Raw genomic sequence first — 22,997 nt, forward strand, 5'->3', positions numbered from 1 at the left:
CCCTAAGTGTGAAAAAAATACTCGATTGCGCAAGTGGGCTCGGACGCGGGCGCTTGCAAAAAGGCGCGGCGCGTCTTGCGCAACCTGTTAGATAAACAATCGCATCGGCGGAAATCTTCCGACCCGATTTGCAAAAATCCCGGCAGAAGGGCGATATATTCAGACAAATCGCCGAACTTGCCGGGAATTTTGGAGTCGAGCGGGCAAGCCGACGGCGCCGTTCGCGCCCTGCCCCCGCAATTGCTTATCCAACAGGTTGCCGCTATTCTACCGTGCCGGCTGCCGGATGTGGCGCGACCTTGTCACTGCGTCTGGAGGCGAACCTCCAGCCCCCCGCGCAACCGCCCTTCACGTTCGACGCCCAGATTCATGCTGCCTACCGTATTCATCGTCTCCGACGGCACCGGGATCACTGCCGAAACCTTCGCGCACTCGATCCTCTCCCAGTTCGACCAGAAATTCCGTCTCGTGCGCGTGCCGTTCATCGACTCGCCCGACAAGGCCTACGCGACCGTCGAGAAGATCAACGACGCCGCCGTGCACGACGGCCGCCGCGCGATCGTGTTCACGACACTTGTCGACAGCGAGTCGAACGACATCGTCAAACGCTCGAACGCGCTCGTGCTCGACATGTTCCAGCGCTTCGTCGAGCCGCTCGAGCAGGAACTGGAGCTCAAGTCGAGCCACGCGATGGGCCGCGGCCACCAGAACGCGGACACCGAGGAATACAAGACTCGGATCGAGGCGATCAACTTCTCGCTCGCACACGACGACGGCCAGTCGAACCGCAACCTGTCGGAAGCCGACGTGATCCTCGTCGGCGTGTCGCGCAGCGGCAAGACGCCGACGAGCCTGTATCTCGCGATGCAGTACGGCGTGAAGGCCGCGAACTATCCGCTGATTCCGGAAGATTTCGAACGCGGCAAGCTGCCGTCGTCGCTCTCCACTCACCGCGAGAAGCTGTTCGGGCTGTCGATCGACCCGCAGCGCCTGTCGGAGATCCGCAACGAGCGCCGGCCGGGCAGCAAGTACGCGGCGCCCGAGAACTGCCGCTACGAGATCAACGAAGCCGAAGCGATGATGCGCCGCGAAGGGATCAAGTGGCTGTCGTCGACGCACAAGTCGATCGAGGAAATTGCGACGACGATCCTGCAGGAAATCCGCCTCGACCGGCAGTCGTACTGAGCCTCTGCGCGCGTGCGGCCCCTGGCCGCCGCCGGAAACAAAAAGGCCGCGTTCGACGCGGCCATTTTTCGTTGTGCGGGTTGCGCGTGCGGCAGTGCACGCCCGGGCATCATGCGTGCCGCTGCTGTCGCACCTGTTCGAACAGGCACACCGCCGCAGCAGCGGCAACATTCAGCGACTCCATCCCGCCCGGCTGCGGAATCGTCACGCGATGCGTCGCCGCATCGCGCCAGAACGCCGATACGCCGGCGCCCTCGTTGCCGAACACCCATGCCACCGGCCCCGACAGGTCGCAATCGTAGATCGCCTGCGCGCCGTGCGAGTCGGTCAGCGCGACCGGTACGTCGAGCCGTTCGGCGAGCGCATCGGGCGCCACATCCTCGTGGATCGACAGCAGGAAGTGCGCGCCCATGCCCGAACGCAGCACCTTCGACGACCACGCGTAGGCCGTACCCGGCGCGCAGAATACATGGCGCACGCCGGCCGCGGCCGCACTGCGCAGGATCGAGCCGACGTTGCCGGCATCCTGCACGCCGTCGAGGACGACCGACGTGTGCATCACGCGCTCCGGCAGCGGATGTGCCGGCCGGTCGACGAGCAGCAGGAAACCGACGCCGTTGACGACGCTCGACAGCTGTCCGAACAGCGCATCGGGCAGCGTGACGACACGCTGCGCGTCGACGCGCGCGACGATCGCCTGTGCCTCGGCGTGGCCGAGCGCGCCTTCGGTGGCGACGCACAGCTCGGGCGTGGCACCCGTATCGAGGTACGCGCTGGCGAGGTGGAACCCTTCGAGCAGTGCCTGACCGCCGCGGCGCTGCTGGGACGTCGAACCCGCGAGCGCCTTCAGGCGCTTGTACAGCGGGTTGTCGCGGGAAGTGATGCTTTTCATCGAATCAGGTCGAGTGCCGCACGAACGGGGGCGAACGTGCGCCGATGCGCTTCGCACGGGCCGTGCTCGCGCAGCGCGGCAAGGTGTTTCGCGGTGCCGTAACCCGCATGCACGTTGAAGCCGTACACCGGGAAGCGTTCGTGCAGGTCGACGAGCATGCGGTCGCGCGTGACCTTCGCGAGGATCGATGCGGCCGAGATGCTCGGTACGAGCGCGTCGCCGCTGACGATCGCCTCGGCACGCACCGTCAGCGGCGGGCAACGGTTGCCGTCGATCTGTGCGAGCGTCGGCAGCACCGACAGGCCTTCGACGGCCCGCTTCATCGCCAGCATCGTCGCGTGCAGGATGTTCAGCGTATCGATTTCGTCGACGCTTGCCGACGCGACGCAATACGCGCGCGAACGCGCGACGATCAGGTCGTACAGCGCGTCGCGCTTCTTCGCGGACAGCGCCTTCGAATCGTCGAGGCCTTCGATCGGCTGCGCCGGATCGAGGATCACCGCGGCGGCCACCACCGGCCCCGCGAGCGGGCCGCGCCCGGCTTCGTCGACACCGCAGACGATCTCGTCGGGCCGGCTGAAGTCGAAGCCGCCCTGCACGTCGCTCGATGCGCGGCGACGCGTTGCACGTACTGCCGTCATGCGCGCCCCTTGCGTTGTTCGAGCACGCGCACGACCGCTTCGGCCGCCTTCGCGGCCGTGTTCTGCCGCAGCGAAAGATGCATTTCGGTAAACACTTCGGTCAGCGTGCGGCGGTTCGCGTCGTCGCGCAGCTGCGTGAGCGTCGCATCGGCCAGCGCCTCGGGCGTCGCGAAATGCTGCAGCAGCTCGGGCACGACGAAGCGCCCCGCCAAGATGTTCGGCAAGCCGACATACGGCAGGTAACCCTGCCGGCGCATGATCTGCCCGGTCAGCCAGGGCACCTTGTACGAGATCACCATCGGCTTCTTCAGCAGCGCGGCTTCCAGCGTGACGGTGCCGCTCTTCACGAGGATCGCGTCGGCGGCCGTCATCGCGACCTGCGAGCGGCCGTCGGTGATCGTCAATGCCAGCTGCGGATGCGCGTCGACGAGCGGCTGCAGCAACTCGCGTAGCGCAGGTGTCGCCGCCGGCATCACGAATCGCACGCCGGGCTCGCGTTGCTGCATCAGCGCCATCGCCGCGAAGAACGTCGGGCCGATCAGCGCGATCTCCGAGCGCCGGCTGCCCGGCAGCACCGCAATCACGGGGCCGTCGGCCGGCAGTCCCAGCGCGATGCGCGCGCCGTGCGTGTCGGGCTCGAGCGGAATCTCGTCGGCCAGCGGATGGCCGACGTAGGTCGATGCAACGCCTGCCTTGTCGAGAATCGCCGGTTCGAACGGGAACAGGCACAGCATGTGGTCGACGGACTTGGCGATCTTCTTGATCCGGCCGCCACGCCATGCCCAGATCGACGGGCACACGAAGTGGATCGACGGGATGCCCGCGTCGCGCGCGGCCTGTTCGACGTTGAAATTGAAGTCGGGCGCGTCGACGCCGATGAACGCGTCCGGCCGCTCGGCGAGCAGCTGGCGCTTCAGTTCGCCGCGAATCCGCAGGATCTCGGGAATCTGGCCCAGCGCCTCGACATAACCGCGCACGGTCAGCTTGTCCATCTGCCAGTGCGAGTCGAAGCCCTGCGCGATCATCCGCTGCCCGCCGATCCCGTAATACTGGGCCGATTCGGGCAGCCGCTCGCGCAGACCGCCGAGCAGCGACGCTGCGAGCAGGTCGCCCGACGGCTCGCCGGCCACCATCGCGAGCCGAAGCTGATTGGTCGGAAGCGGCATCGCTTAGCGGATGATGCCGCGTTGAGACGCGTCGATGAACTCGACGAGCGCCTTCACGGGCGCATCGCCCTCGCCGCCCGCCTCCGCCAGCTCGCGCAGTTGCACCTTCGCTTCCTCGAACGACAGGCCGTTCTTGTACAGCAGGCGGTAAGCGCTGCGCAGCGCCGAGATCGCGTCGGCCGAGAAACCGCGCCGGCGCAGCCCTTCGACGTTGATCCCGTGCGGCTCGGCCTTGTTGCCTGCCGCGATCACGAACGGCGGAATGTCCTGGACGAGTGCCGACGCGCCGCCCAGCATCGAGTGCGCGCCAATGCGCACGAACTGGTGAACGCCCGACATCCCGCCGACGATCGCCCAGTCGCCGATCTCGACGTGGCCGGCCATCTGCGCGTTGCTCGACAGGATCACGTGGTTGCCGACCCGGCAGTCATGGCCGATGTGCACGTAGGCCATGATCCAGTTGTCGTCGCCGAGCGTCGTCACGCCGACGTCCTGCACGGTGCCCGTGTGGATCGTCGTGAATTCGCGGATCGTGTTGCGATTGCCGATCACGAGCTTCGTCGGCTCGTCCTTGTACTTCATGTCCTGCGGACGGCCGCCGACCGACGCGTAATGGCCGATGCGGTTGTCCTCGCCGAGCGTCGTATGGCCTTCGATCACGCTGTGCGAGCCGATCGTCGTGCGCGCGCCGATCGTGACATGCGGACCAACGATCGCGTACGGGCCGATCTCGACCGACTCGTCGATCTGCGCGCCCGGTTCGACAATCGCGGTGGGATGAATCCTGGTCATGCGCCGTTGCCTCTCGATGTGATGTGTCGCGTTGCGTTGCCCATGCGTGCCGCGTCGCTCAGGGCGCCGCGTCGGTCGTCTTGACCGTGCACATCAGCTCGGCTTCCGCCGCCACCTTCCCGTCCACTTCCGCCACCGCCTTGAATTTCCAGATGCCGCGGATGTAGCGTTCGAACGTCACGTTCAGAATCAGTTGATCGCCCGGTTCGACCACCCGCTTGAAGCGGGCGCCGTCGATCCCGACGAAGTAATACAGCGTGTTCTCCGGATCCTTCGGCTGTTCTTCCGCGAAGGTCAGCAGCGCCGCGGCCTGCGCGAGCGCCTCGAGGATCAGCACACCCGGCATCACCGGCCGCTTCGGGAAATGCCCCTGGAAGAACGGCTCGTTGATCGACACGTTCTTCAGCGCTTTGATCCCTTTGTGCGGCTCGAGTTCGAGCACGCGATCGACGAGCAGAATCGGGTAGCGATGCGGCAGCAGCGTGAGGATCTTGTGGATGTCGAGATTGATTTTTTCAGTGCTCATGATGGTTCGTCTCACGCAGATGCTGCGCGGTGGTGATGCAAAGGCTGAAGCGGGCCGCCGCGCGGCCCAGTCTGGCAAACCGGGCCGGTTGCGCTGGCCGTGCCCGGTTCGTGGTCTCGCATGGTGCGCTCAGGCGTCCGTGCCGCCCTGGGCGGCAAGCGTGGCTTCGAGCGCCTTGATGCGATCACGCAGCTTGTCGAGATTGCGCACGAGCGCGGCGCTCTTGTTCCATTCGCCGTGGTCGACGGCCGGGAACGCGCTGGTATAGATGCCGGCCTTCGGCAGCGACTTCGACACGCCCGAATTCGCGGTGATGATGACATAGTCGCCGAGCGTCACGTGGCCGGCGATCCCGGCCGCGCCGCCGATCATGCAGTGGCGGCCGATCGTCGTGCTGCCCGCGATGCCTGCCTTGCCGGCGATCACCGTGTAGGCGCCGATCCGGCAGTTGTGGGCGATCTGCACCTGGTTGTCGATCTTCACGCATTCCTCGATGACGGTATCCGCCATCGCGCCGCGATCGATCGTCGTGTTCGCGCCGATCTCGACGTCCGGGCCGATCGATACGCCGCCGACCTGCGGGATCTTGACCCAGCTGCCGGTGCGCGCGTCGCCGTCGCCGACGAAATCCGGCGCGAAGCCGAAGCCGTCGGAGCCGATCACGGCACCCGAATGGATGATCGCGCGCGGGCCGACCTTGCAGCCGTGGTACACCGATGCGTTCGGATAAAGATGCGAGCCCGCGCCGATCGTCGTGCCGCGGCCGACGAATACGTTCGCGTCGAGCTGCACGCCGTCTTCGATCACCGCGCCGGCCTCGACCGTCACGTGCGGGCCGATCACCGCGCTCGCGGCGACCTGCGCGGCCGGATCGACCGTCGCGCTCGGATGCACGCCGGCGGCGCGCGGCGGCGTGGCCAGGTCGATGAACATCTGCGCGACGCGCGCGAAGTACGCGTACGGATTCGGCGTCACAACGAAGGTGCGGCCGTTAGCGGCCGCGCCCAGCTTTTCCAGATCCTTCGGTGCGATCAACACCGCGCCTGCGCGGGTCGACTCGACCTGCGACAGGTACTTCGGATTCGCGAGGAACGCGAGCTGCTGAGGGCCTGCCTGGTCGAGCGGTGCGAGCCCGCTCACCTTGCACTGTGCGTCGCCGGCGATCTCGCCGCCGAACCGCTTTACGAGTTCCTCAAGCGTCAATGCCATTCGTCGTCTGCTCCGTTCAGTTCGTCGAGCCGGACGCGAGCGCCTTGAGCACCTTGTCGGTGATGTCGATGCGCGGGCTGACGTACACGGCTTCCTGCACGATCAGGTCGTAATTCTGCTGCTCGGCAATCTGCTTGATGACCTTGTTCGCCCGCTCCAGCACGGCCGCCAGTTCCTCGTTGCGACGCTGGTTCAGGTCTTCGCGGAACTCGCGCTGCTTGCGCTGGAAGTCGGTATCGAGCTGCGCGAGATCGCGCTGCTTCTGCGCACGATCGGCCGCCGACAGCGACGTGCCGTTCTTGTCGAGCGAATCGGACATCGACTTCAGACGCGCCGCCAGGTCCTGCAGATCCTTGTCGCGCTTCGCGAACTCGGCTTCGAGCTTCGTCTGCGCCGCCTTCGCGGGCGCCGACTCGCGCAGGATCCGATCCGAATTGACCGCCGCGATGCGGGCGACGTCCTGTGCGTGCACCGTTGCCGCGCCCAAGGCCAGCGCAACGGTCAGCGCGCACATCACTCGTTTCGAAAACTTACCGGTTAGCAAAATTACCCTCTCGTTGCTGTTGTCATGCGTTCGATCAGAACGCCGTCCCGATCTGGAACTGGAATTTCTGATACTGGTCGCCTTCGTGCTTCTGCAGCGGGAAACCGAGGCTCAGCTTCAGCGGGCCGATCGGCGAGATCCACGCCAGACCCACACCATAGCCGTAACGCAGGCCGTTGGCGCCCGTACTCGTGCCGCCCGGCGCGTTGCCCCACACGTTACCGCCGTCGAGGAACGTGAACACGCGCAGCGTGCGGTCGTAGCCCGTGCCCGGCAGCGGGAACGTCAGTTCGATGTTGCCGACCACCATCTTCGAACCGCCGATCGGGTCGTTCGTCTTCGTGTCGCGCGGGCCCAGCGAGCTCGGCTCGTAGCCACGCACGGAGCCGATACCGCCCGCGTAGTAGTTCTTGAAGATCGGGTACGGGTTGCCGATACCGTTACCGTAGCCGCCCTGCAGGTTCATGCCCAGGATGAAGCCGCGCGAGAACGAATAGTAGTACTGCGCCTGCAGGTCGGCCTTGTAGTACTGGATCTTGCCGACCGGCACGCCGTACTCCATGTTCGCCTGCGTGAAGTAGCCGCGGCTCGGAATCAGCGCGCTGTCACGCGCGTCGCGCGACCACGCGACGGTCAGCGGCACCGTGTTCGACACGCGGCCGAACTGGTTCACGTAATCCTGGTAGCTCTGCGGCGTGTTCGAATCGACGTCGAGGCGGTTCTGCTCGAAGCCCGCGCCGAAGTAGACGGTGTCGACTTCCGAGAACGGGATGCCGAACTTCAGGTTGCCGCCCGCGCTGATGATCCGGAAGCTCGAGCTCGTCGAATAGTAGAGCGGCTGGTACGTGCGGTAGTAGACGTCCGTGATCCGCTTGATGCCGTCGACCGTGAAATACGGGTCGACCTGCGTGACGGTCAGCGTGCGGTAGCTCTTCGCGGTGTTGACGTTCACCGACAGGCTGGTACCCGAACCGAACACGTTGTCCTGCGACACGCCGGCCGACAGCACGACCTTGTCCGTCGACGAGAAGCCGGCACCCAGCGTGATCGCGCCGGTCGGCTTTTCATCGACCTTCACGTTCACGTCGACCTGGTCGTTCGTACCTTCGACCGGCACCGTCGTCACGTCGACGTTGGTGAAGTAGCCGAGACGGTTCACGCGGTCCTTCGACAGCGCGAGACGGTTCGAATCGAACCACGAGCTTTCGAGCTGGCGCATTTCGCGGCGCACCACTTCGTCGCGCGTGCGCGTGTTGCCGACGACGTTGATGCGGCGCACGTACACGCGGCGGCTCGGATCGACGACGAGGTTCAGGTTCACCTTGTGGTTCGCCTGGTCGATGTCCGGCTGCGCGTTGACGGTCGCGAATGCATAGCCGTATTCACCGAGCTTGTCGACGATCGACTTGGTGGTCTGCTGCAGCTTTTCGGCCGAGAAGCGGTCGCCCGCCTTGATCTTGATCAGCTTGTTCAGTTCGGCTTCGCGGTCGAGCAGGTTGCCCGACAGCTTGATGCCCGAGATCGTGTACGGCTCGCCTTCGTGCAGCGTGACCGTCAGGTACATGTCCTTCTTGTCGGGCGAGATCGACACCTGGGTCGACTCGATGTTGAACTCGAGGTAGCCGCGGTTCAGGTAGTACGAGCGCACGGCCTCGAGGTCGCCTGTGAGCTTTTCCTTCGAGTACAGGTCGTTCTTCGTGTACCAGGAGAACCAGTTCGGCGTCGACAGCTGCATCTCGTCGCGCAGCGTGCTGGTCTTGAACGCCTTGTTGCCGATGAAGTTGATCTGGCGGATCTTCGCGCTCGGGCCTTCGGCCACCGCGAACAGGATCGACACGCGGTTCGCGTCGACCGGCGTGATCGTCGTCTTGACCTCGGCCGCGTAGAAGCCGCGCGTGAGGTACTGGCGCTTGAGCTCCTGCTCCGCCTTGTCGACCAGCGCCTTGTCGTAGTAGCGGCCGTCGGCGAGGCCGACTGCGCGCAGCGCCTTCGTCAGGTTGTCCTTGTCGAATTCCTTCGTGCCGGTGAAGTCGATCGACGCGATGGCCGGACGCTCCTGCACCTGCACGATGACGACGTTGCCCTGCGTGGCGATGCGAACGTCGTTGAAAAAGCCCGTCGCGTACAGCGCGCGGATTGCTTCGGATGCCTTGTCGTCCGTGAAGGTATCGCCCTGCTTGATCGGCAGATATGCGAACACCGAACCCGCTTCGACGCGCTGCAGCCCCTCGATCTTGATGTCTTGCACCACGAACGGTGCCGCTGCATGCGCCGCGAGGCCGTGAGCGGCAAGCGCGGCCGCCGCAACTGTCTTAGGTACAAAGCGATGAGGTTTGAACAACATGCATCCCCAATATTTAGCTGCATCAAATCGGGCGGCTGCCGAGCGGCCGCCGCCTGACGCTTCAGAAATGGATTAACCGAGCCAGATCGTTGAACAGCGCGATCGCCGACAACGCGACGATGCAGATCAACCCGGCTCTTTGCAGAATCAGCTGCCAGCGCTCCGAGACGGCTTTCCCGGTCGCGGCTTCAACCGCATAATATAACAGATGCCCCCCGTCCAAAACGGGAATCGGCAACAAGTTCAGGACGCCAAGGCTAATGCTGACAAGGGCGAGGAACGACAGGAAGGCCGACGGACCGAGCCGCGCACTCTTGCCCGCGTAGTCCGCGATCGTCACGGGGCCGGATAGATTCTTCAGCGACGCGTTGCCCGTGATCATCCGCCCGAACATTCGCAGCGAATACACGGAGATGTCCCACGTGCGGTGCGCGCCGAGCTGCAGGCTCTCGATCGGCCCGTAGCGCACGTCGACCGACGGCGTGTGCATCGACAGCGCCGCGCCGATGCGGCCGACCTGCTGCCCCGATTCGTCGTCGCGCTGCATCTGCGGCACGATCGATACCGTTTGCGCGGCGCCGTCGCGCTCGATCTTCAGGTCGAGCGCCTTGCCCGCATGGTGCTTCACCGAATCGATGAAGCGCGACGCGCCGCCGATCGGCTTGCCGTCGAGCGCGACCAGCTTGTCGCCGGCCTTCAGGCCCGCCTGCTCCGCCGCGCTGCCGGGCTGCACCGATGCGACCGACAGCGTGCCGCCGCCGGTCTCGAAGCCCAGGTGGGCCATGAAATCGTCGTCGAGCTGACTTTCGGGAACATTGCGGAGGTCGACGCGGAAATCGAACGTCGCGCTGCCGTCGCGCGCGCCGAGCACGATCTCGCGGTGATCGAACGCGGCCGCCAGCAGCTTCCAGCGCAGGTCCGACCACGATCGCACCGGCTCCGACTCGCCGCCCTGCGCATCGCCTACGCGCACGTTGCGGATCGACACGATCGTCTCGCTGCCGTCGAAACCCGCGCGCGCCGCTACCGTACCGGCGGCCGGCGGCGCGACGACTGCGGCCGGCTCGGTCACGCCGGTGGCGAATACGACGGAAAACAGCGCAATTGCCAACAGGAAGTTCGCGATGGGCCCGGCCGCGACGATCGCGATGCGCTTGTAGACCGACTGCCGGTTGAACGCCTGCCCGAGTTCCTCGGGCTTGATGCCGGGGCCCGGATCGCGCTCGTCGAGCATCTTCACGTAGCCGCCGAGCGGCAGCGCGGACAGCGTCCACTCGGTGCCCGTCCTGCGGCTGACCCAGCGTGCGACGGGCTGGCCGAAGCCGATCGAGAAACGCAGCACCTTCACGCCGCACCAGCGCGCGACGCGATAATGTCCGTACTCATGCACGACGACCAGCACCCCGATCGCCACCGCAAACGCGATCAGTTCGACCAGCACGTTCATGAGCACTCCATTCAGACAGTACGTTCCACGCGGGGCGCAGGCGCTTTTGCAATGATCGCGGCAGCGAGGCGGCGTGCCTCGGCATCCGCCGCCAGGACGTCGTCGAGCCCGTCGGGTGCACGGTTCGGCAGCGCGTTGAGCACGGCGTCGACCGTTGCCGCGATCGCCATGAAGCCAATCCGGCGCTCGAGAAACGCTTCGACCGCAACTTCGTTCGCCGCGTTCAATGCCGCGCTCGCGATACCGCCTTCCTCAAGCGCCTTCAGCGCCAGCGCGAGGCACGGGAAGCGCGCGTAATCGGGCTTTTCGAACGACAGCTGGGCGATCTGCGCGAGGTCGAGCTGGTCGACGCCCGCATCGACGCGATCGGGGAACGCGAGCGCGTGCGCGATCGGCGTGCGCATGTCGGGGTTGCCGAGCTGGGCAAGCACCGAGCCGTCGCGGTACGACACGAGCGAGTGGATCACGCTCTGCGGGTGGATCAGCACGTCGATCCGGTCGCCCGGCAGCCCGAAGATCCAGTGCGCCTCGATCACCTCGAGGCCCTTGTTCATCATCGTCGCGGAATCGACCGAGATCTTGCGGCCCATCACCCAGTTCGGGTGCTTGCACGCCTCGTCCGGCGTCACGTCGACCAGCGTGGCCGGCTCGCGCGTGCGGAACGGGCCGCCCGACGCGGTCAGGATGATCTTCGAGATCCCGCCGTGCTCGGCCGCATCGCGCGGCATGCACTGGAAAATCGCGTTGTGTTCGCTGTCGACCGGCAGCAGGATCGCGCCATGGTCGCGCACGGCGTCCATGAAGATCGCGCCCGACATCACGAGCGCCTCCTTGTTCGCCAGCAGGATCCGCTTGCCCGCACGCGCGGCCGCGAGGCTCGGCGCGAGGCCGGCCGCGCCGACGATCGCCGCGACCACGGTGTCGCAGCCGTCGCTCTTCGACACGTCGACGAGCGCCTGCGGCCCGTGCAGCACGGTCGTCTTGCTGCCCGCCGCGCGCAGCTTCGCGTCGACTTGCGCGGCCGTCGCGGCATCGCCGACCACCGCCACTTCAGGCGCGAAGCGCAGACACTGCTCGACGAGCTTGTCGCCGTTGCGGTGCGCGGTCAGCGCGTAGACCGAGAATCGTTCGGGGTGGCGCGCGACCACGTCGAGCGTGCTGTCTCCGATCGAGCCCGTGGAACCGAGCAATGTCAGACGTTTTTGCATAACAGAGATAGTGGTTTAACCAAGCAGCAGCATCGCGAGCGGCAACACCGGCAGCAGCGCGTCGACACGGTCGAGCACGCCACCATGGCCCGGCAGCAGTCCGCTCGAATCCTTCACGCCCGCCTGCCGCTTCAGCAGCGACTCGAACAGGTCGCCGATCACGCTGTACGCGACCAGCAGCGTCAGCGCGGCCCATGCACCGGGCATACCGTAGCGCGCGGCGAATGCAGAAAACAGGGTCGGCTCGAACGCGTGCGCAACCATCGCGACGCCGGCGACGAGCATGACCGCGAGCCAGCCGCCGATCGCGCCTTCCCAGCTTTTCCCGGGACTGATCGTAATGGCCAGTTTACGCTTTCCGAAGGCTTTGCCCGCGAAGTATGCACCGATATCGGCCAGCCAGACGACCAGAAGCAGCGACAGCACGAATGGCACGCCCTGCGCACGCGCCGCGACGAGCGCATGCCAGCAGGCCGCGAACACCACGAGGCCGGCTGCCAGCAGGAACGGCCGCCACACGCCGCCCGCGAGTTCGGGCTTGCGCCGCAGCGCGAACGGACCGACCAGCAGCCAGAACACGCCGGCCGCCATGAAAAGGGGACGGGACGAAGCCACGTCGATGCCGAGCGGCGTGGTAGCCGCCAGCGCAAGCGCCGCGACGACCGCATAGACGACCGGGCCGGCGCCGCCGAGCTTCAGCAGGCGCGCCCACTCCCACGCGGCAAACACGAGCACGGCGCCGATCAGCGCCCCGAACGCGCCGAGCGGCGCAAACAGCGTCACCGGCAGCAGCACCGCCAGCATCACGAGCGCCGTGATCACACGGGTTTTCAGCATGAAAGGGAATCGGCGTTCTGCGATTGCGGTTCGAGCTGCGCACTCGTGCGCCCGAAACGGCGCTCGCGCTCGGTATACGACGCCATTGCGTCGGCCAGCGCCGCGCCGTCGAAATCCGGCCAGTATTTGTCGGTGAAATAGAATTCGGCGTACGCGAGCTGCCACAGCAGGAAGTTGCTGACGCGCTGCTCGCCGCCGGTACGGATGAAGAGATCCGGCTCCGGCGCATAGGCCATCGCCAGGTGCGGCGCGAACGTGTCCTCGGTCACTTCGACCTCGCGACCCTCGCGCACGGCCTGCTCGACGAGTTTCTTCGTCGCCTGCAGGATGTCCCACCGGCCGCCGTAGTTGGCCGCGATGGTGAGCGTAAGACGGGTATTGCGCGCCGTCTTGGTTTCGGCGCGGCGAATCAGTTCGCGAATGCGCGGCTCGAAGCGATCGAGATCGCCCACGACACGCAGGCGGATCCCGTTCGCATGCAGCTTGCCGACCTCGCGCTCGAGCGCGGTGATGAACAGCCGCATCAGGAACGACACTTCGTCGTTCGGCCGGCGCCAGTTTTCCGAACTGAACGCGAACAGCGTCAGGTATTCGACGCCGGCGCGCGCACAGCCTTCGACCACTGCCCGTACGGCATCGACGCCGCGGGTATGCCCCGCGACGCGCGGCAAGCGGCGTTCGGTCGCCCAACGGCCGTTGCCGTCCATGATGATCGCGATATGACGCGGCACGACGCCGACGTCAGGCACGCGAACGGTAGAGCTGGTATAGGTCATGGCCGTTGAGACAGTAATGCGGGAAGAAGGCGGCGCGCGAGGACGGTCGTCAGACCGTCATGATCTCGGCTTCCTTGCTTTGCACGAGCTTGTCGATTTCGGCCACGTGCTTGTCGGTCAGCTTTTGCACGTCGTCGCTCGCACGGCGCTCGTCGTCTTCCGAGATTTCCTTGTCCTTCACGAGCTTCTTGAGCGCTTCGTTCGCGTCGCGGCGCAGGTTGCGGATCGCGACCTTGGCCGTTTCGCCTTCGCTCTTGACGACCTTGGTCAGCTCGCGGCGGCGCTCTTCCGTCAGCGCGGGCATCGGCACGCGGATCAGGTCGCCGGACGTTGCCGGGTTCAGGCCGAGATCGGCTTCGCGAATGGCCTTCTCGACCTTCGCGACCATCGGCTTTTCCCACGGCTGCACACCGATCGTGCGCGCGTCGACGAGCGTCATGTTGGCAACCTGCGAAATCGGCACCATCGACCCGTAGTAGTCGACCTGCACGTGATCGAGCATGCCGGTGTGCGCACGGCCCGTACGGATCTTCGCCAGATCGCTCTTGAATGCATCGATCGAGCGCTGCATCTTCTGCTCGACGCCCTTCTTGGTATCAGCGACACTCATTTCAACCTCCGAACCTTCAAACCTTCAAAAAACGCGGGCACTGCCCGGCGCACCATGCGCACCAGGGCCGACGACCCGCATCCGCGGGAGTTTACACGTGGACGAGCGTACCTTCGTCCTCGCCCAGCACGATGCGCTTGAGCGCGCCCGGCTTGTTGATCGAAAACACGCGAATCGGCAGCTTCTGGTCGCGGCACAGCGCAAAGGCCGTCGCGTCCATCACCTGCAGGTTGCGGCTGATCGCCTCGTCGAAGCTGATCGTCGTGTAGCGCGTGGCCGCCGGATCCTTCTTCGGATCGGCAGAATATACGCCATCGACCTTGGTCGCCTTCAGTACGACCTCGGCGCCCACTTCCGAACCGCGCAGCGCGGCGGCCGTGTCCGTCGTGAAGAACGGGTTGCCCGTGCCGGCCGCGAAGATCACGACGCGGCCTTCCTCGAGCTGACGGATCGCGCGCGGCCGGATGTACGGCTCGACGACCTGGTCCATCCGCAGCGCGGACTGCACGCGCGCCTCGATGCCGGCATGGCGCATCGCGTCCTGCAGCGCCAGCGCGTTCATCATCGTCGCGAGCATCCCCATGTAGTCGGCGGTCGCGCGGTCCATGCCGGCTGCGCCACCCGCGACACCGCGGAAAATATTACCGCCGCCGATCACGACCGCAAGCTGCGTCCCGAGACGCACGACTTCGGCGATATCGGCCACCATCCGTTCGATCGTCGCGCGATTGATGCCAAAGGCATCGTCGCCCATCAGCGCTTCGCCGGAGAGTTTGAGGAGGACGCGTTTATAGGCATTGGACATAGGGGCTTCCGAGCGACGAGAGGATGACAACCACGAACTGTAGGGGCGAAATACTGATTCGGGCAAGCGCCGACGGTCGGACCGGGTTTCCCGGCCGGCCGGCGGCGGCGCCGACCGCGGCGGAGCGGACGCCCGCCGCGGATACTGCCTGACTGCTTACTGCTGCTTTGCTGCTGCGACTTGCGCGGCCACTTCGGCGGCGAAGTCGTCCTGGCGCTTCTCGATGCCTTCGCCGACGACGAACAGCGCGAACTTTTGCACTGCGGCATTCGCTGCCTTCAGCATCTGCTCGATCGTCTGCTTGTCGTTCTTCACGAACGTCTGGTTCAGCAGCGACACTTCCTTCAGGTACTTCTGGACGCTACCGTCGACCATCTTCGCGACGATCTCGGCCGGCTTGCCCGATTCCGCAGCCTTCTGCTCGGCCACGCGGCGCTCCGTCTCGATCAGCTCGGCCGGAACATCGGCCGACGACAGCGCGACCGGCTTCATTGCCGCGATGTGCATCGCGACGTCCTTGCCGACTTGCTCTTCGCCACCCGTGTACTCGACGATCACGCCGATACGCGCGCCGTGCAGGTACGTCGCGATCTTGTTCGCGGTTTCGAAACGGACGAAACGGCGGATCGACACGTTCTCGCCGATCTTGCCGACCAGTGCCAGGCGCACTGCGTCGACCGTCGAGCCTTCGAGCGGCAGCGCCGACAGCGCGGCCACGTCGGCCGGGTTCTGCGTCGCGACGAGTTCGGCGACCGTCTTCGAGAACGCGAGGAAGTCGTCGTTCTTCGCGACGAAGTCGGTTTCGCAGTTCAGTTCGACCAGCGCGCCTGCGTTGCCGCCGACGAACGATGCGACGACGCCTTCGGCCGTCACGCGCGATGCCGCCTTGCTCGCCTTGTTGCCGAGCTTGACGCGCAGCAGCTCTTCAGCCTTGGCCAGATCGCCGTCGGCTTCCGTCAGCGCCTTCTTGCACTCCATCATCGGTGCGTCGGTCTTTGCGCGCAGTTCTGCCACCATGCTTGCGGTAATTGCCGCCATCATTCGCTCCTTGAGTCTGTATTCACAACGCCGCCCGCTTTGACGCGAACGGCCGAGATTCGTTTCCGGACCCGCGCCGATTCGGCGCGATCAGGTCCGGCGCACAAGCTTAAAAAAAGGGGGCCTGTTGAGAGCCCCCTTTTTGCGCCGGCTCGGGGCCAGTTACGCGTTTTCCTCGACGTACTCGTCGTCGCCGCGCGCTGCCTGGACCACTTCGTTGACCGCGTTCGCACGGCCTTCGAGGATCGCGTCGGCCACGCCTTCAGCGTACAGCGCGACTGCCTTGCTCGAGTCGTCGTTGCCCGGGATCACGTAGTCCACACCTTCCGGCGAGTGGTTCGTATCGACCACGGCGATGACCGGCACGCCCAGCTTGTTCGCTTCCGTGACGGCAATCTTGTGGTAGCCGACGTCGACGACGAAGATCGCGTCCGGAATGCCGCCCATGTCCTTCACGCCACCGATCGACTTTTGCAGCTTGGCGATCTCACGTTCGAACAGCAGCGCTTCCTTCTTGCTCATCTTCTCGGTTTCGCCCGATTCGACGGCTGCTTCCATGTCCTTCAGGCGCTTGATCGATACCTTCAGCGTCTTGAAGTTCGTCATCATGCCGCCGAGCCAGCGTGCGTTGACGTACGGCATGCCTGCGCGCTGCGCTTCCTGAGCGATCGTGTCGCGCGACTGGCGCTTCGTACCGACGAACAGGATCGTGCCGCGGTTCGCCGCCAGCTGACGCACGTACTTCTGTGCGTCCGTGAACATCGGCAGCGTCTTTTCGAGGTTGATGATGTGAATCTTGTTGCGGTGACCGAAAATGAACGGAGCCATCTTCGGGTTCCAGAAGCGCGTCTGGTGACCGAAGTGGACACCCGCTTCCAGCATTTGGCGCATCGTAACTGCCATGTAAATTCTCCACGAGGGTTGGGTCTTAAGCCGGCTGCCGTACCGCCGCGCGAACCTGCCCCGAAGGGCGTCGAATTCAGCGCGGCCGGCACCCTGGTTGCGCCGGCTTGCGATTCGGCACGTGCGGAATGCCCGTGCCGTAAGCCTTTCACCGCGATGCCGCCCCAAGATGGGGAAAACTCAGCATTTGGATATCGACTTAGCCAAAGAGTATAGCACGCCGATTTGTCCGCTCTCAAGTCGCGCACCACTTTCGCTTGCCGCGCGGCAGCCGGCCGGACAATCCGCGAAAACCCGCATCCGCGCGGCCGGCAGGGGCTGCGAGGCCCGCCATAAGGTGCGATAATCCGTCAATTCACCGCATTCCAGGCATACCTCGATGGCTATTACGCTCAAAAACGAACACGATATCGCCGAGATGCGCGTCGCCTGCCGTCTCGCGAGCGAAGTGCTCGACTTCATCACGCCGCACGTCGTCGCGGGCATCACGACCGCCGAACTCGATCGCCTCTGCCACGAGTTCATGCTCAACGAGCAGGGCACGATCCCCGCGCCGCTGAACTACCAGCCGCCCGGCTACCCGCCGTACCCGAAGGCCACCTGCATCTCCGTCAACGACGTGATTTGCCACGGCATTCCCGGCGAGAAGGTGATCAAGAACGGCGACGCGCTGAACATCGACGTCACCGTGATCAAGAACGGCTACTTCGGCGACACGAGCCGGATGTTCATCGTCGGCGAGGGTTCGATCCTCGCGAAGCGCCTCGTGCAGACCACCTACGAGTGCATGTGGCTCGGCATCGACCAGGTCAAGCCCGGCGCGCACCTCGGCGACATCGGCTACGCGATCCAGAAGCACGCGGAAGCACAGGGCTACAGCGTCGTGCGCGAATACTGCGGCCACGGCATCGGCACGGTGTTCCACGAGGACCCGCAGGTCGTCCATTACGGCCGGCCGGGCACGGGCATCGAGCTGAAGCCCGGGATGATCTTCACGATCGAGCCGATGATCAACGCCGGCAAGCGCGACATCCGCACGATGCCCGACCAGTGGACGGTCAAGACGCGCGATCGCAGCCTGTCCGCGCAGTGGGAGCACACGGTGCTCGTCACCGAAACCGGCTACGACGTGCTGACCGTGTCGGCCGGCACGCCGGCGCGCCCCGTGTTCGCGCAACCGGCCGCCGCGGTCTGAGCGCCGTCGCGCCCGCCCCCGCCCGCACCTGAACGGCCGCCCATGAGCGCTCACGCCGCCCCCTCTCCCGAAGCGCTGTCGCGACGCGCCGAATTCAAGGCCGCCAAGACCGACATGCTCGAGCGCTTTCGCCGCGCGACGAACGTCGCGTCGCTGATGCACGCGCTGTCGAAACTCACCGACGACGCATTGAAGCGCGTGTGGGACGAATGCGGGCTGCCCGCGACACTCGCGCTCGTCGCCGTCGGCGGCTACGGGCGCGGCGAGCTCGCGCCCTATTCCGACGTCGACATCCTCGTGCTGCTGCCCGATGCGCACGACCCGGCGCTCGATGCGCGCATCGAACGCTTCATCGGGATGGCGTGGGATCTCGGCCTCGAGATCGGCAGCAGCGTGCGCACGGTCGCGCAGTGCATCGAGGAGGCGTCGCAGGACGTCACGGTACAGACGTCCCTGCTGGAAGCACGCCGCATCGTCGGCAGCACCGCATTGTTCGAGCGCTTCACGGTGCGCTACCACGAGGCACTCGACGCCCGCGCGTTCTACACCGCGAAAGTGCTCGAGATGCGCCAGCGCCACGCGAAGTTCCAGGACACGCCGTACAGCCTCGAACCGAACGTGAAGGAAAGCCCCGGCGGGCTGCGCGACCTGCAGACGATCCTGTGGATCGCACGCGCGGCGGGTTTCGGCAGCAGCTGGCGCGAGCTCGACACGCGCGGCCTCATTTCCGAACGCGAAGCGCGCGAGCTGCGCCGCAACGAAGGCTTCCTGAAGACGCTGCGCGCACGGCTGCACGTGATCGCCGGCCGCCGCCAGGACATGCTCGTCTTCGACCTGCAGACGCAGGCGGCCGAGAGCTTCGGCTACCAGCCGACGCAGGCCAAGCGTGCGAGCGAACAGCTGATGCGCCGTTATTACTGGGCCGCGAAAGCCGTCACGCAGCTCGCGACAATACTGATCCAGAACATCGAGGCGCAGCTGTTCCCCGCGACGAGCGGCATCACGCGCGTGCTGTCGCCCGATCGCTTCGTCGAGAAGCAGGGGATGCTCGAGATCGTCGACGACAGCGTGTTCGAGCGCCATCCCGACGCGATCCTCGAAGCGTTCCTGCTGTACGAAACGACCCGCGGCGTGAAGGGCCTGTCCGCACGCACGCTGCGCGCGCTGTACAACTCGCGCGAAATCATGAACAACGCGTGGCGCCGCGATCCGCAGAACCGCCGCACGTTCATGCTGATCCTGCAGCAGCCCGAAGGGATCACGCACGCGTTCCGGCTGATGAACCAGACGAGCGTGCTCGGTCGTTACCTGCTGAACTTCCGCCGCATCGTCGGCCAGATGCAGCACGACCTGTATCACGTGTACACGGTCGATCAGCACATCCTGATGGTGTTGCGCAACATCCGCCGCTTCGCGGTCGCCGAGCATGCGCACGAATACCCGTTCTGCAGCCAGTTGATCGGCAACTTCGAGCGCCCGTGGGTGCTGTATATTGCGGCGCTGTTCCACGACATCGCGAAGGGCCGCGGCGGCGACCACTCGACGCTCGGGATGGCCGACGCGCGGCGCTTCTGCCGCGAACACGGCGTCTCCGGCGACGACGCGGCGCTGATCGTGTGGCTCGTCCAGCATCACCTGACGATGAGCCAGGTCGCGCAGAAGCAGGACACGAGCGACCCCGAAGTCATCAAGCGCTTCGCCGAACTCGTCGGCAACGAACGACGCCTCACCGCGCTCTACCTGCTGACCGTCGCCGATATCCGCGGCACGAGCCCGAAGGTATGGAACACGTGGAAGGGCAAGCTGCTCGAGGACCTGTACCGCATCACGCTCGCGGTGCTCGGCGGCGCCAACCCGGACGCGCATTCGGAACTGAAGTCGCGGCAGGAACAGGCGCTCGCGCTGCTGCGCCTCGAGACCGTGCCCGACGACGCGCACCGCGCGCTGTGGGATCAACTCGACATCGGCTTCTTCCTGCGTCACGATGCGGCCGACATCGCGTGGCAGACGCGTGTGCTGTACCGGCACGTGAACGCCGAAACCGCGATCGTCCGCGCGCGGCCGTCGCCGATCGGCGACGCGCTGCAGGTGCTCGTGTACGTGAAGGACCGCCCCGACCTGTTCGCGGGCATCTGCGCGTATTTCGACCGCAACGGGCTGTCGGTGCTCGACGCGCGCGTCAGCACGACGCGGCACGGCTATGCGCTCGACAACTTCATCGTCACGCAGACCGAACGTGACGTGCGGTACCGCGACATCGCGAATCTCGTCGAGCAGCAGCTCGCGACGCGGCTCGCCGAAACGGCACCGCTGCCGGAGCCGTCCAAGGGCCGCCTGTCGAGGCTGTCCCGGACGTTTCCGATCACGCCGCGCGTCGACCTGCGGGCCGACGAGCGCGGCCAGTACTACATCCTGTCCGTGTCCGCCAACGACCGGCCGGGCCTTCTCTATTCGATCGCGCGCGTACTCGCCGAGCATCGGATCGGCGTCCATGCGGCGCGGATCAATACGCTCGGCGAACGCGTCGAGGACATCTTCCTGCTCGCGGGTGCCGGCTTGTCCGACAACCGCCTGCAGATCCAGCTCGAAACCGAATTGCTGCGCGCGATCGCAGTCTGAATGAATCCCAGCGTTTATGCGCACCAAACTCACCGTCAAGAATCCGCAGCCGGCGTCGCCGACCCGCGCACCCGTCCGCTCCGGCAGCCACGTTGCCCGCAAGGCGGTGCGCCCCGCCCCGCCGCCCGCGGCAGACAAGCCGGCGCGCCCGAAAAAGGCGGCCCCGGCTGCCGGCGGCGAACGCACGTTCAAGCCGCGCGGCGCCGCGGGCGCCGAGCGCCCGGGCGCGGATCGCGCAACGGCCAAGCGTGCGCCGCGCGACGGCGGTGCCGAACGCAGCAGCTATCGCGGCGCTGACGGCAAGCCCGCGGCGCGTGGCGAGCGCGGCGAGTCCCGCCCGTATCGCGGCGCCGATGCCCGGCCGACGGGCGACCGCCGTAGCGGCGACAAGCCGTTCAGCCGCGGCAATCCCGATGCGCGCCCGCCCCGTCGCGGCGATGACGATGCACGGCCGCGCCGCGCAAGTGCCGAAGGCGGCCCGCGTGCGCCCTATCGGGACAACGCAGCCGGTGAAGGTGCGAAGCGCAGCTATGGCGACCGCCCACCGCGCCGCAGCGACGACGACGCACGGCCGCGCCGCGCAGGTGCCGAAGGCGGCCCGCGCGCACCCTATCGCGACAAGGCAGCTGGCGAAGGCCCGAAGCGCAGCTTCGGCGACCGCCCGCCGCGCCGCAGCGACGACGACGCACGTCCGCGCCGCGCAGGTGCCGAAGGTGGCCCGCGCGCCCCCTATCGCGACAAGGCAACTGGCGAAGGCCCGAAGCGCAGCTTCGGCGACCGCCCGCCGCGCCGCAGCGACGACGACGCACGTCCGCGCCGCGCAGGTGCCGAAGGTGGCCCGCGCGCCCCCTATCGCGACAAGGCAACTGGCGAAGGCCCGAAGCGCAGCTATGGCGACAGCCGTACGCCGTCCGACCGTCCGCCCCGCCGCAGCGATGACGATACACGTCCGCGCCGCGCAGGCGCCGAAGGCGGCCCGCGCGCACCCTATCGCGACAAGTCAACCGGCGACGGCCCGAAGCGCAGCTTCGGCGACAGCCGTACGCCGTCCGACCGCCCGCCCCGTCGCAGCGATGACGATCGTCCGCGCCGCGCAAGTGCCGGCGAAGGCGGCGCGCGCACGCCCTATCGCGACAAGGCAACCGGCGACGGTCCGAAGCGCAGCTTCGGCAACAGCCGTACGCCGTCCGACCGCCCGGCTCGTCGCAGCGAAGACGATGCACGTCCGCGCCGCGCAAGCACCGGCGAAGGCGGCGCACGCGCACCCTATCGCGACAAGGCAGCAGGCGAAGGCGCGAAGCGCAGCTTTGGCGACCGCCCGGCTCGCCCCGCACGCGCTGGCGAGCGTAGCGGCACCGAGCGCCGCTCGACCGGTGCAGGCCTGAAGACCTCGCAACCCGTCAAGCGCCAGGCAGCCGACATCGATTACGGCGACGAAACCGGCCTGATGCGCCTGTCGAAGCGGATGTCCGAACTCGGCATGTGCTCGCGCCGCGAAGCCGACGAGTGGATCGAAAAGGGCTGGGTGCTCGTCGACGGCGAACGCATCGACACGCTCGGCACCAAGGTGCGCGCCGACCAGAAGATCGAGATCGACGAACGCGCGAGCGCCGAGCAGGCCGCGCAGGTGACGATCCTGCTGCACAAGCCGGTCGGCTATGTGTCGGGTCAGGCTGAAGACGGTTATGAACCGGCGGCCGTGCTGATCACGCGCGGGAACCACTGGAGCGGCGACCACTCGCCGCAGCGCTTCTCGCCGCAGCACCTGCACGCGCTCGCGCCGGCCGGCCGGCTCGACATCGATTCCACCGGCCTGCTCGTGCTGACGCAGAACGGCCGGATCGCAAAACAGCTGATCGGCGAGCAGTCGGACATCGACAAGGAGTACCTGGTGCGGGTGCGCTTCGGCGAACGACTGCTCGACATCGACCAGCACTTCCCCGCGGAATCGCTCGCGAAGCTGCGCCACGGCCTCGAACTCGACGGTGTCGCGCTGAAGCCCGCGATGGTGAGCTGGCAGAACGGCGAGCAGCTGCGCTTCGTGCTGCGCGAAGGCAAGAAGCGCCAGATCCGCCGCATGTGCGAACTGGTCGGCCTCGACGTGATCGGGCTCAAGCGCGTGCGGATGGGGCGTGTGATGCTGGGCGCGCTGCCGCAGGGGCAATGGCGCTATCTGTCCGCCGACGAGACGTTCTGACCGCAGGCACACGATGTGTGCCATGCAATGAAAAAGCCCGCGCATGCGGGCTTTTTCGTTTCC

The 22,997-nt window shown here is 66.3% G+C and carries 20 protein-coding genes; 4 read left to right on the plus strand and 16 right to left on the minus strand.

Translation table 11 applies throughout. The features are described 5' to 3' along the window. The first annotated feature begins 369 nt into the window (after positions 1-369). Positions 370-1,185, plus strand: a complete 816-nt coding sequence (locus tag H3H55_RS11045) for a pyruvate, water dikinase regulatory protein (protein ID WP_048248608.1) — start codon at positions 370-372, stop codon at positions 1,183-1,185. A 109-nt stretch (positions 1,186-1,294) separates the two neighbouring features. On the opposite strand, the gene H3H55_RS11050 is transcribed toward H3H55_RS11045, so the two are convergent. From H3H55_RS11050 to rpsB, 16 genes are all read right to left on the minus strand, one after another. After that, positions 1,295-2,077, minus strand: coding sequence for a TrmH family RNA methyltransferase (locus H3H55_RS11050; protein ID WP_193098624.1), 783 nt, complete (start codon positions 2,075-2,077; stop codon positions 1,295-1,297). Continuing rightward, on the minus strand, positions 2,074-2,718 hold the full coding sequence (rnhB, locus tag H3H55_RS11055; RefSeq protein WP_193098625.1) for a ribonuclease HII: 645 nt from the start codon (positions 2,716-2,718) through the stop codon (positions 2,074-2,076). The genes H3H55_RS11050 and rnhB overlap by 4 nt, the downstream gene beginning before the upstream one ends. Further along, positions 2,715-3,884, minus strand: coding sequence for a lipid-A-disaccharide synthase (lpxB, locus tag H3H55_RS11060; RefSeq protein WP_043888491.1), 1,170 nt, complete (start codon positions 3,882-3,884; stop codon positions 2,715-2,717). Before lpxB ends, rnhB begins: the two co-directional genes overlap by 4 nt. Positions 3,885-3,887: 3 nt before the next feature. Then, positions 3,888-4,676 (minus strand): acyl-ACP--UDP-N-acetylglucosamine O-acyltransferase, encoded by a 789-nt coding sequence (gene lpxA / locus H3H55_RS11065; RefSeq protein WP_129512423.1) that lies wholly within the window; start codon positions 4,674-4,676, stop codon positions 3,888-3,890. 58 nt (positions 4,677-4,734) lie between these two features. Next, positions 4,735-5,202 (minus strand): 3-hydroxyacyl-ACP dehydratase FabZ, encoded by a 468-nt coding sequence (gene fabZ, locus H3H55_RS11070; RefSeq protein ID WP_017331951.1) that lies wholly within the window; start codon positions 5,200-5,202, stop codon positions 4,735-4,737. A 129-nt stretch (positions 5,203-5,331) separates the two neighbouring features. Beyond that, positions 5,332-6,411, minus strand: coding sequence for a UDP-3-O-(3-hydroxymyristoyl)glucosamine N-acyltransferase (gene lpxD / locus H3H55_RS11075; protein WP_193098626.1), 1,080 nt, complete (start codon positions 6,409-6,411; stop codon positions 5,332-5,334). 16 nt (positions 6,412-6,427) lie between these two features. Continuing rightward, positions 6,428-6,925 (minus strand): OmpH family outer membrane protein, encoded by a 498-nt coding sequence (locus tag H3H55_RS11080; protein ID WP_048248617.1) that lies wholly within the window; start codon positions 6,923-6,925, stop codon positions 6,428-6,430. 64 nt (positions 6,926-6,989) lie between these two features. Beyond that, positions 6,990-9,299, minus strand: a complete 2,310-nt coding sequence (bamA, locus tag H3H55_RS11085; protein WP_193098627.1) for an outer membrane protein assembly factor BamA — start codon at positions 9,297-9,299, stop codon at positions 6,990-6,992. Positions 9,300-9,360: 61 nt separating this feature from the next. Beyond that, positions 9,361-10,746 carry an RIP metalloprotease RseP gene (gene rseP / locus H3H55_RS11090; protein WP_193098628.1) on the minus strand — a complete coding sequence of 462 codons (1,386 nt, stop codon included), beginning with the start codon at positions 10,744-10,746 and terminating at the stop codon, positions 9,361-9,363. Positions 10,747-10,757: 11 nt separating this feature from the next. Next, on the minus strand, positions 10,758-11,954 hold the full coding sequence (locus tag H3H55_RS11095; RefSeq protein WP_129512427.1) for a 1-deoxy-D-xylulose-5-phosphate reductoisomerase: 1,197 nt from the start codon (positions 11,952-11,954) through the stop codon (positions 10,758-10,760). Between the two features lie 15 nt (positions 11,955-11,969). Next, a complete protein-coding gene (locus tag H3H55_RS11100; protein WP_048248624.1) occupies positions 11,970-12,791 on the minus strand; it encodes a phosphatidate cytidylyltransferase in 822 nt (273 codons plus the stop codon). Then, positions 12,785-13,567, minus strand: a complete 783-nt coding sequence (gene uppS / locus H3H55_RS11105) for a polyprenyl diphosphate synthase (protein WP_193098629.1) — start codon at positions 13,565-13,567, stop codon at positions 12,785-12,787. Before uppS ends, H3H55_RS11100 begins: the two co-directional genes overlap by 7 nt. 49 nt (positions 13,568-13,616) lie before the next feature. Further along, positions 13,617-14,177: a ribosome recycling factor gene (gene frr / locus H3H55_RS11110; protein WP_048248629.1), complete on the minus strand. Its 561-nt coding sequence runs from the start codon at positions 14,175-14,177 to the stop codon at positions 13,617-13,619. 91 nt (positions 14,178-14,268) lie between these two features. Beyond that, positions 14,269-14,982, minus strand: a complete 714-nt coding sequence (pyrH, locus tag H3H55_RS11115) for a UMP kinase (RefSeq protein WP_128848396.1) — start codon at positions 14,980-14,982, stop codon at positions 14,269-14,271. 156 nt (positions 14,983-15,138) lie between these two features. After that, the gene (gene tsf / locus H3H55_RS11120; RefSeq protein ID WP_048248633.1) at positions 15,139-16,020 is read right to left on the minus strand and encodes a translation elongation factor Ts; all 882 of its coding nucleotides are present in this window, start codon (positions 16,018-16,020) and stop codon (positions 15,139-15,141) included. A 162-nt stretch (positions 16,021-16,182) separates the two neighbouring features. Further along, positions 16,183-16,923 carry a 30S ribosomal protein S2 gene (gene rpsB / locus H3H55_RS11125; protein WP_011352461.1) on the minus strand — a complete coding sequence of 247 codons (741 nt, stop codon included), beginning with the start codon at positions 16,921-16,923 and terminating at the stop codon, positions 16,183-16,185. Between the two features lie 379 nt (positions 16,924-17,302). Here rpsB and map point away from each other — a divergent pair, with 379 nt between their 5' ends. Genes map through H3H55_RS11140 form a run of 3 tightly spaced genes read left to right on the plus strand, consistent with a single transcriptional unit; the run spans position 17,303 to position 22,934 of the window. Beyond that, positions 17,303-18,118 carry a type I methionyl aminopeptidase gene (gene map, locus H3H55_RS11130; RefSeq protein WP_096471205.1) on the plus strand — a complete coding sequence of 272 codons (816 nt, stop codon included), beginning with the start codon at positions 17,303-17,305 and terminating at the stop codon, positions 18,116-18,118. A gap of 42 nt (positions 18,119-18,160) precedes the next feature. Next, complete coding sequence (locus tag H3H55_RS11135) at positions 18,161-20,737, plus strand: [protein-PII] uridylyltransferase (RefSeq protein WP_193098630.1); 2,577 nt, start codon at positions 18,161-18,163, stop codon at positions 20,735-20,737. Between the two features lie 16 nt (positions 20,738-20,753). Beyond that, positions 20,754-22,934, plus strand: a complete 2,181-nt coding sequence (locus tag H3H55_RS11140) for a pseudouridine synthase (protein WP_193098631.1) — start codon at positions 20,754-20,756, stop codon at positions 22,932-22,934. Positions 22,935-22,997: the final 63 nt, after the last annotated feature.

It is taken from the genome of Burkholderia sp. Z1, assembly GCF_014893795.1.
Lineage (GTDB): Bacteria > Pseudomonadota > Gammaproteobacteria > Burkholderiales > Burkholderiaceae > Burkholderia > Burkholderia theae.

What these genes read in the sequence shown, in the direction of transcription:
- H3H55_RS11045 (WP_048248608.1), top strand. Translation starts at nt 370, where the DNA reads ATGCTGCCTACCGTATTCATCGTCTCCGACGGCACCGGGATCACTGCC.
- H3H55_RS11050 (WP_193098624.1), bottom strand. Translation starts at nt 2,077, where the DNA reads ATGAAAAGCATCACTTCCCGCGACAACCCGCTGTACAAGCGCCTGAAG.
- rnhB (WP_193098625.1), bottom strand. Translation starts at nt 2,718, where the DNA reads ATGACGGCAGTACGTGCAACGCGTCGCCGCGCATCGAGCGACGTGCAG.
- lpxB (WP_043888491.1), bottom strand. Translation starts at nt 3,884, where the DNA reads ATGCCGCTTCCGACCAATCAGCTTCGGCTCGCGATGGTGGCCGGCGAG.
- lpxA (WP_129512423.1), bottom strand. Translation starts at nt 4,676, where the DNA reads ATGACCAGGATTCATCCCACCGCGATTGTCGAACCGGGCGCGCAGATC.
- fabZ (WP_017331951.1), bottom strand. Translation starts at nt 5,202, where the DNA reads ATGAGCACTGAAAAAATCAATCTCGACATCCACAAGATCCTCACGCTG.
- lpxD (WP_193098626.1), bottom strand. Translation starts at nt 6,411, where the DNA reads ATGGCATTGACGCTTGAGGAACTCGTAAAGCGGTTCGGCGGCGAGATC.
- H3H55_RS11080 (WP_048248617.1), bottom strand. Translation starts at nt 6,925, where the DNA reads ATGTGCGCGCTGACCGTTGCGCTGGCCTTGGGCGCGGCAACGGTGCAC.
- bamA (WP_193098627.1), bottom strand. Translation starts at nt 9,299, where the DNA reads ATGTTGTTCAAACCTCATCGCTTTGTACCTAAGACAGTTGCGGCGGCC.
- rseP (WP_193098628.1), bottom strand. Translation starts at nt 10,746, where the DNA reads ATGAACGTGCTGGTCGAACTGATCGCGTTTGCGGTGGCGATCGGGGTG.
- H3H55_RS11095 (WP_129512427.1), bottom strand. Translation starts at nt 11,954, where the DNA reads ATGCAAAAACGTCTGACATTGCTCGGTTCCACGGGCTCGATCGGAGAC.
- H3H55_RS11100 (WP_048248624.1), bottom strand. Translation starts at nt 12,791, where the DNA reads ATGCTGAAAACCCGTGTGATCACGGCGCTCGTGATGCTGGCGGTGCTG.
- uppS (WP_193098629.1), bottom strand. Translation starts at nt 13,567, where the DNA reads ATGACCTATACCAGCTCTACCGTTCGCGTGCCTGACGTCGGCGTCGTG.
- frr (WP_048248629.1), bottom strand. Translation starts at nt 14,177, where the DNA reads ATGAGTGTCGCTGATACCAAGAAGGGCGTCGAGCAGAAGATGCAGCGC.
- pyrH (WP_128848396.1), bottom strand. Translation starts at nt 14,982, where the DNA reads ATGTCCAATGCCTATAAACGCGTCCTCCTCAAACTCTCCGGCGAAGCG.
- tsf (WP_048248633.1), bottom strand. Translation starts at nt 16,020, where the DNA reads ATGGCGGCAATTACCGCAAGCATGGTGGCAGAACTGCGCGCAAAGACC.
- rpsB (WP_011352461.1), bottom strand. Translation starts at nt 16,923, where the DNA reads ATGGCAGTTACGATGCGCCAAATGCTGGAAGCGGGTGTCCACTTCGGT.
- map (WP_096471205.1), top strand. Translation starts at nt 17,303, where the DNA reads ATGGCTATTACGCTCAAAAACGAACACGATATCGCCGAGATGCGCGTC.
- H3H55_RS11135 (WP_193098630.1), top strand. Translation starts at nt 18,161, where the DNA reads ATGAGCGCTCACGCCGCCCCCTCTCCCGAAGCGCTGTCGCGACGCGCC.
- H3H55_RS11140 (WP_193098631.1), top strand. Translation starts at nt 20,754, where the DNA reads ATGCGCACCAAACTCACCGTCAAGAATCCGCAGCCGGCGTCGCCGACC.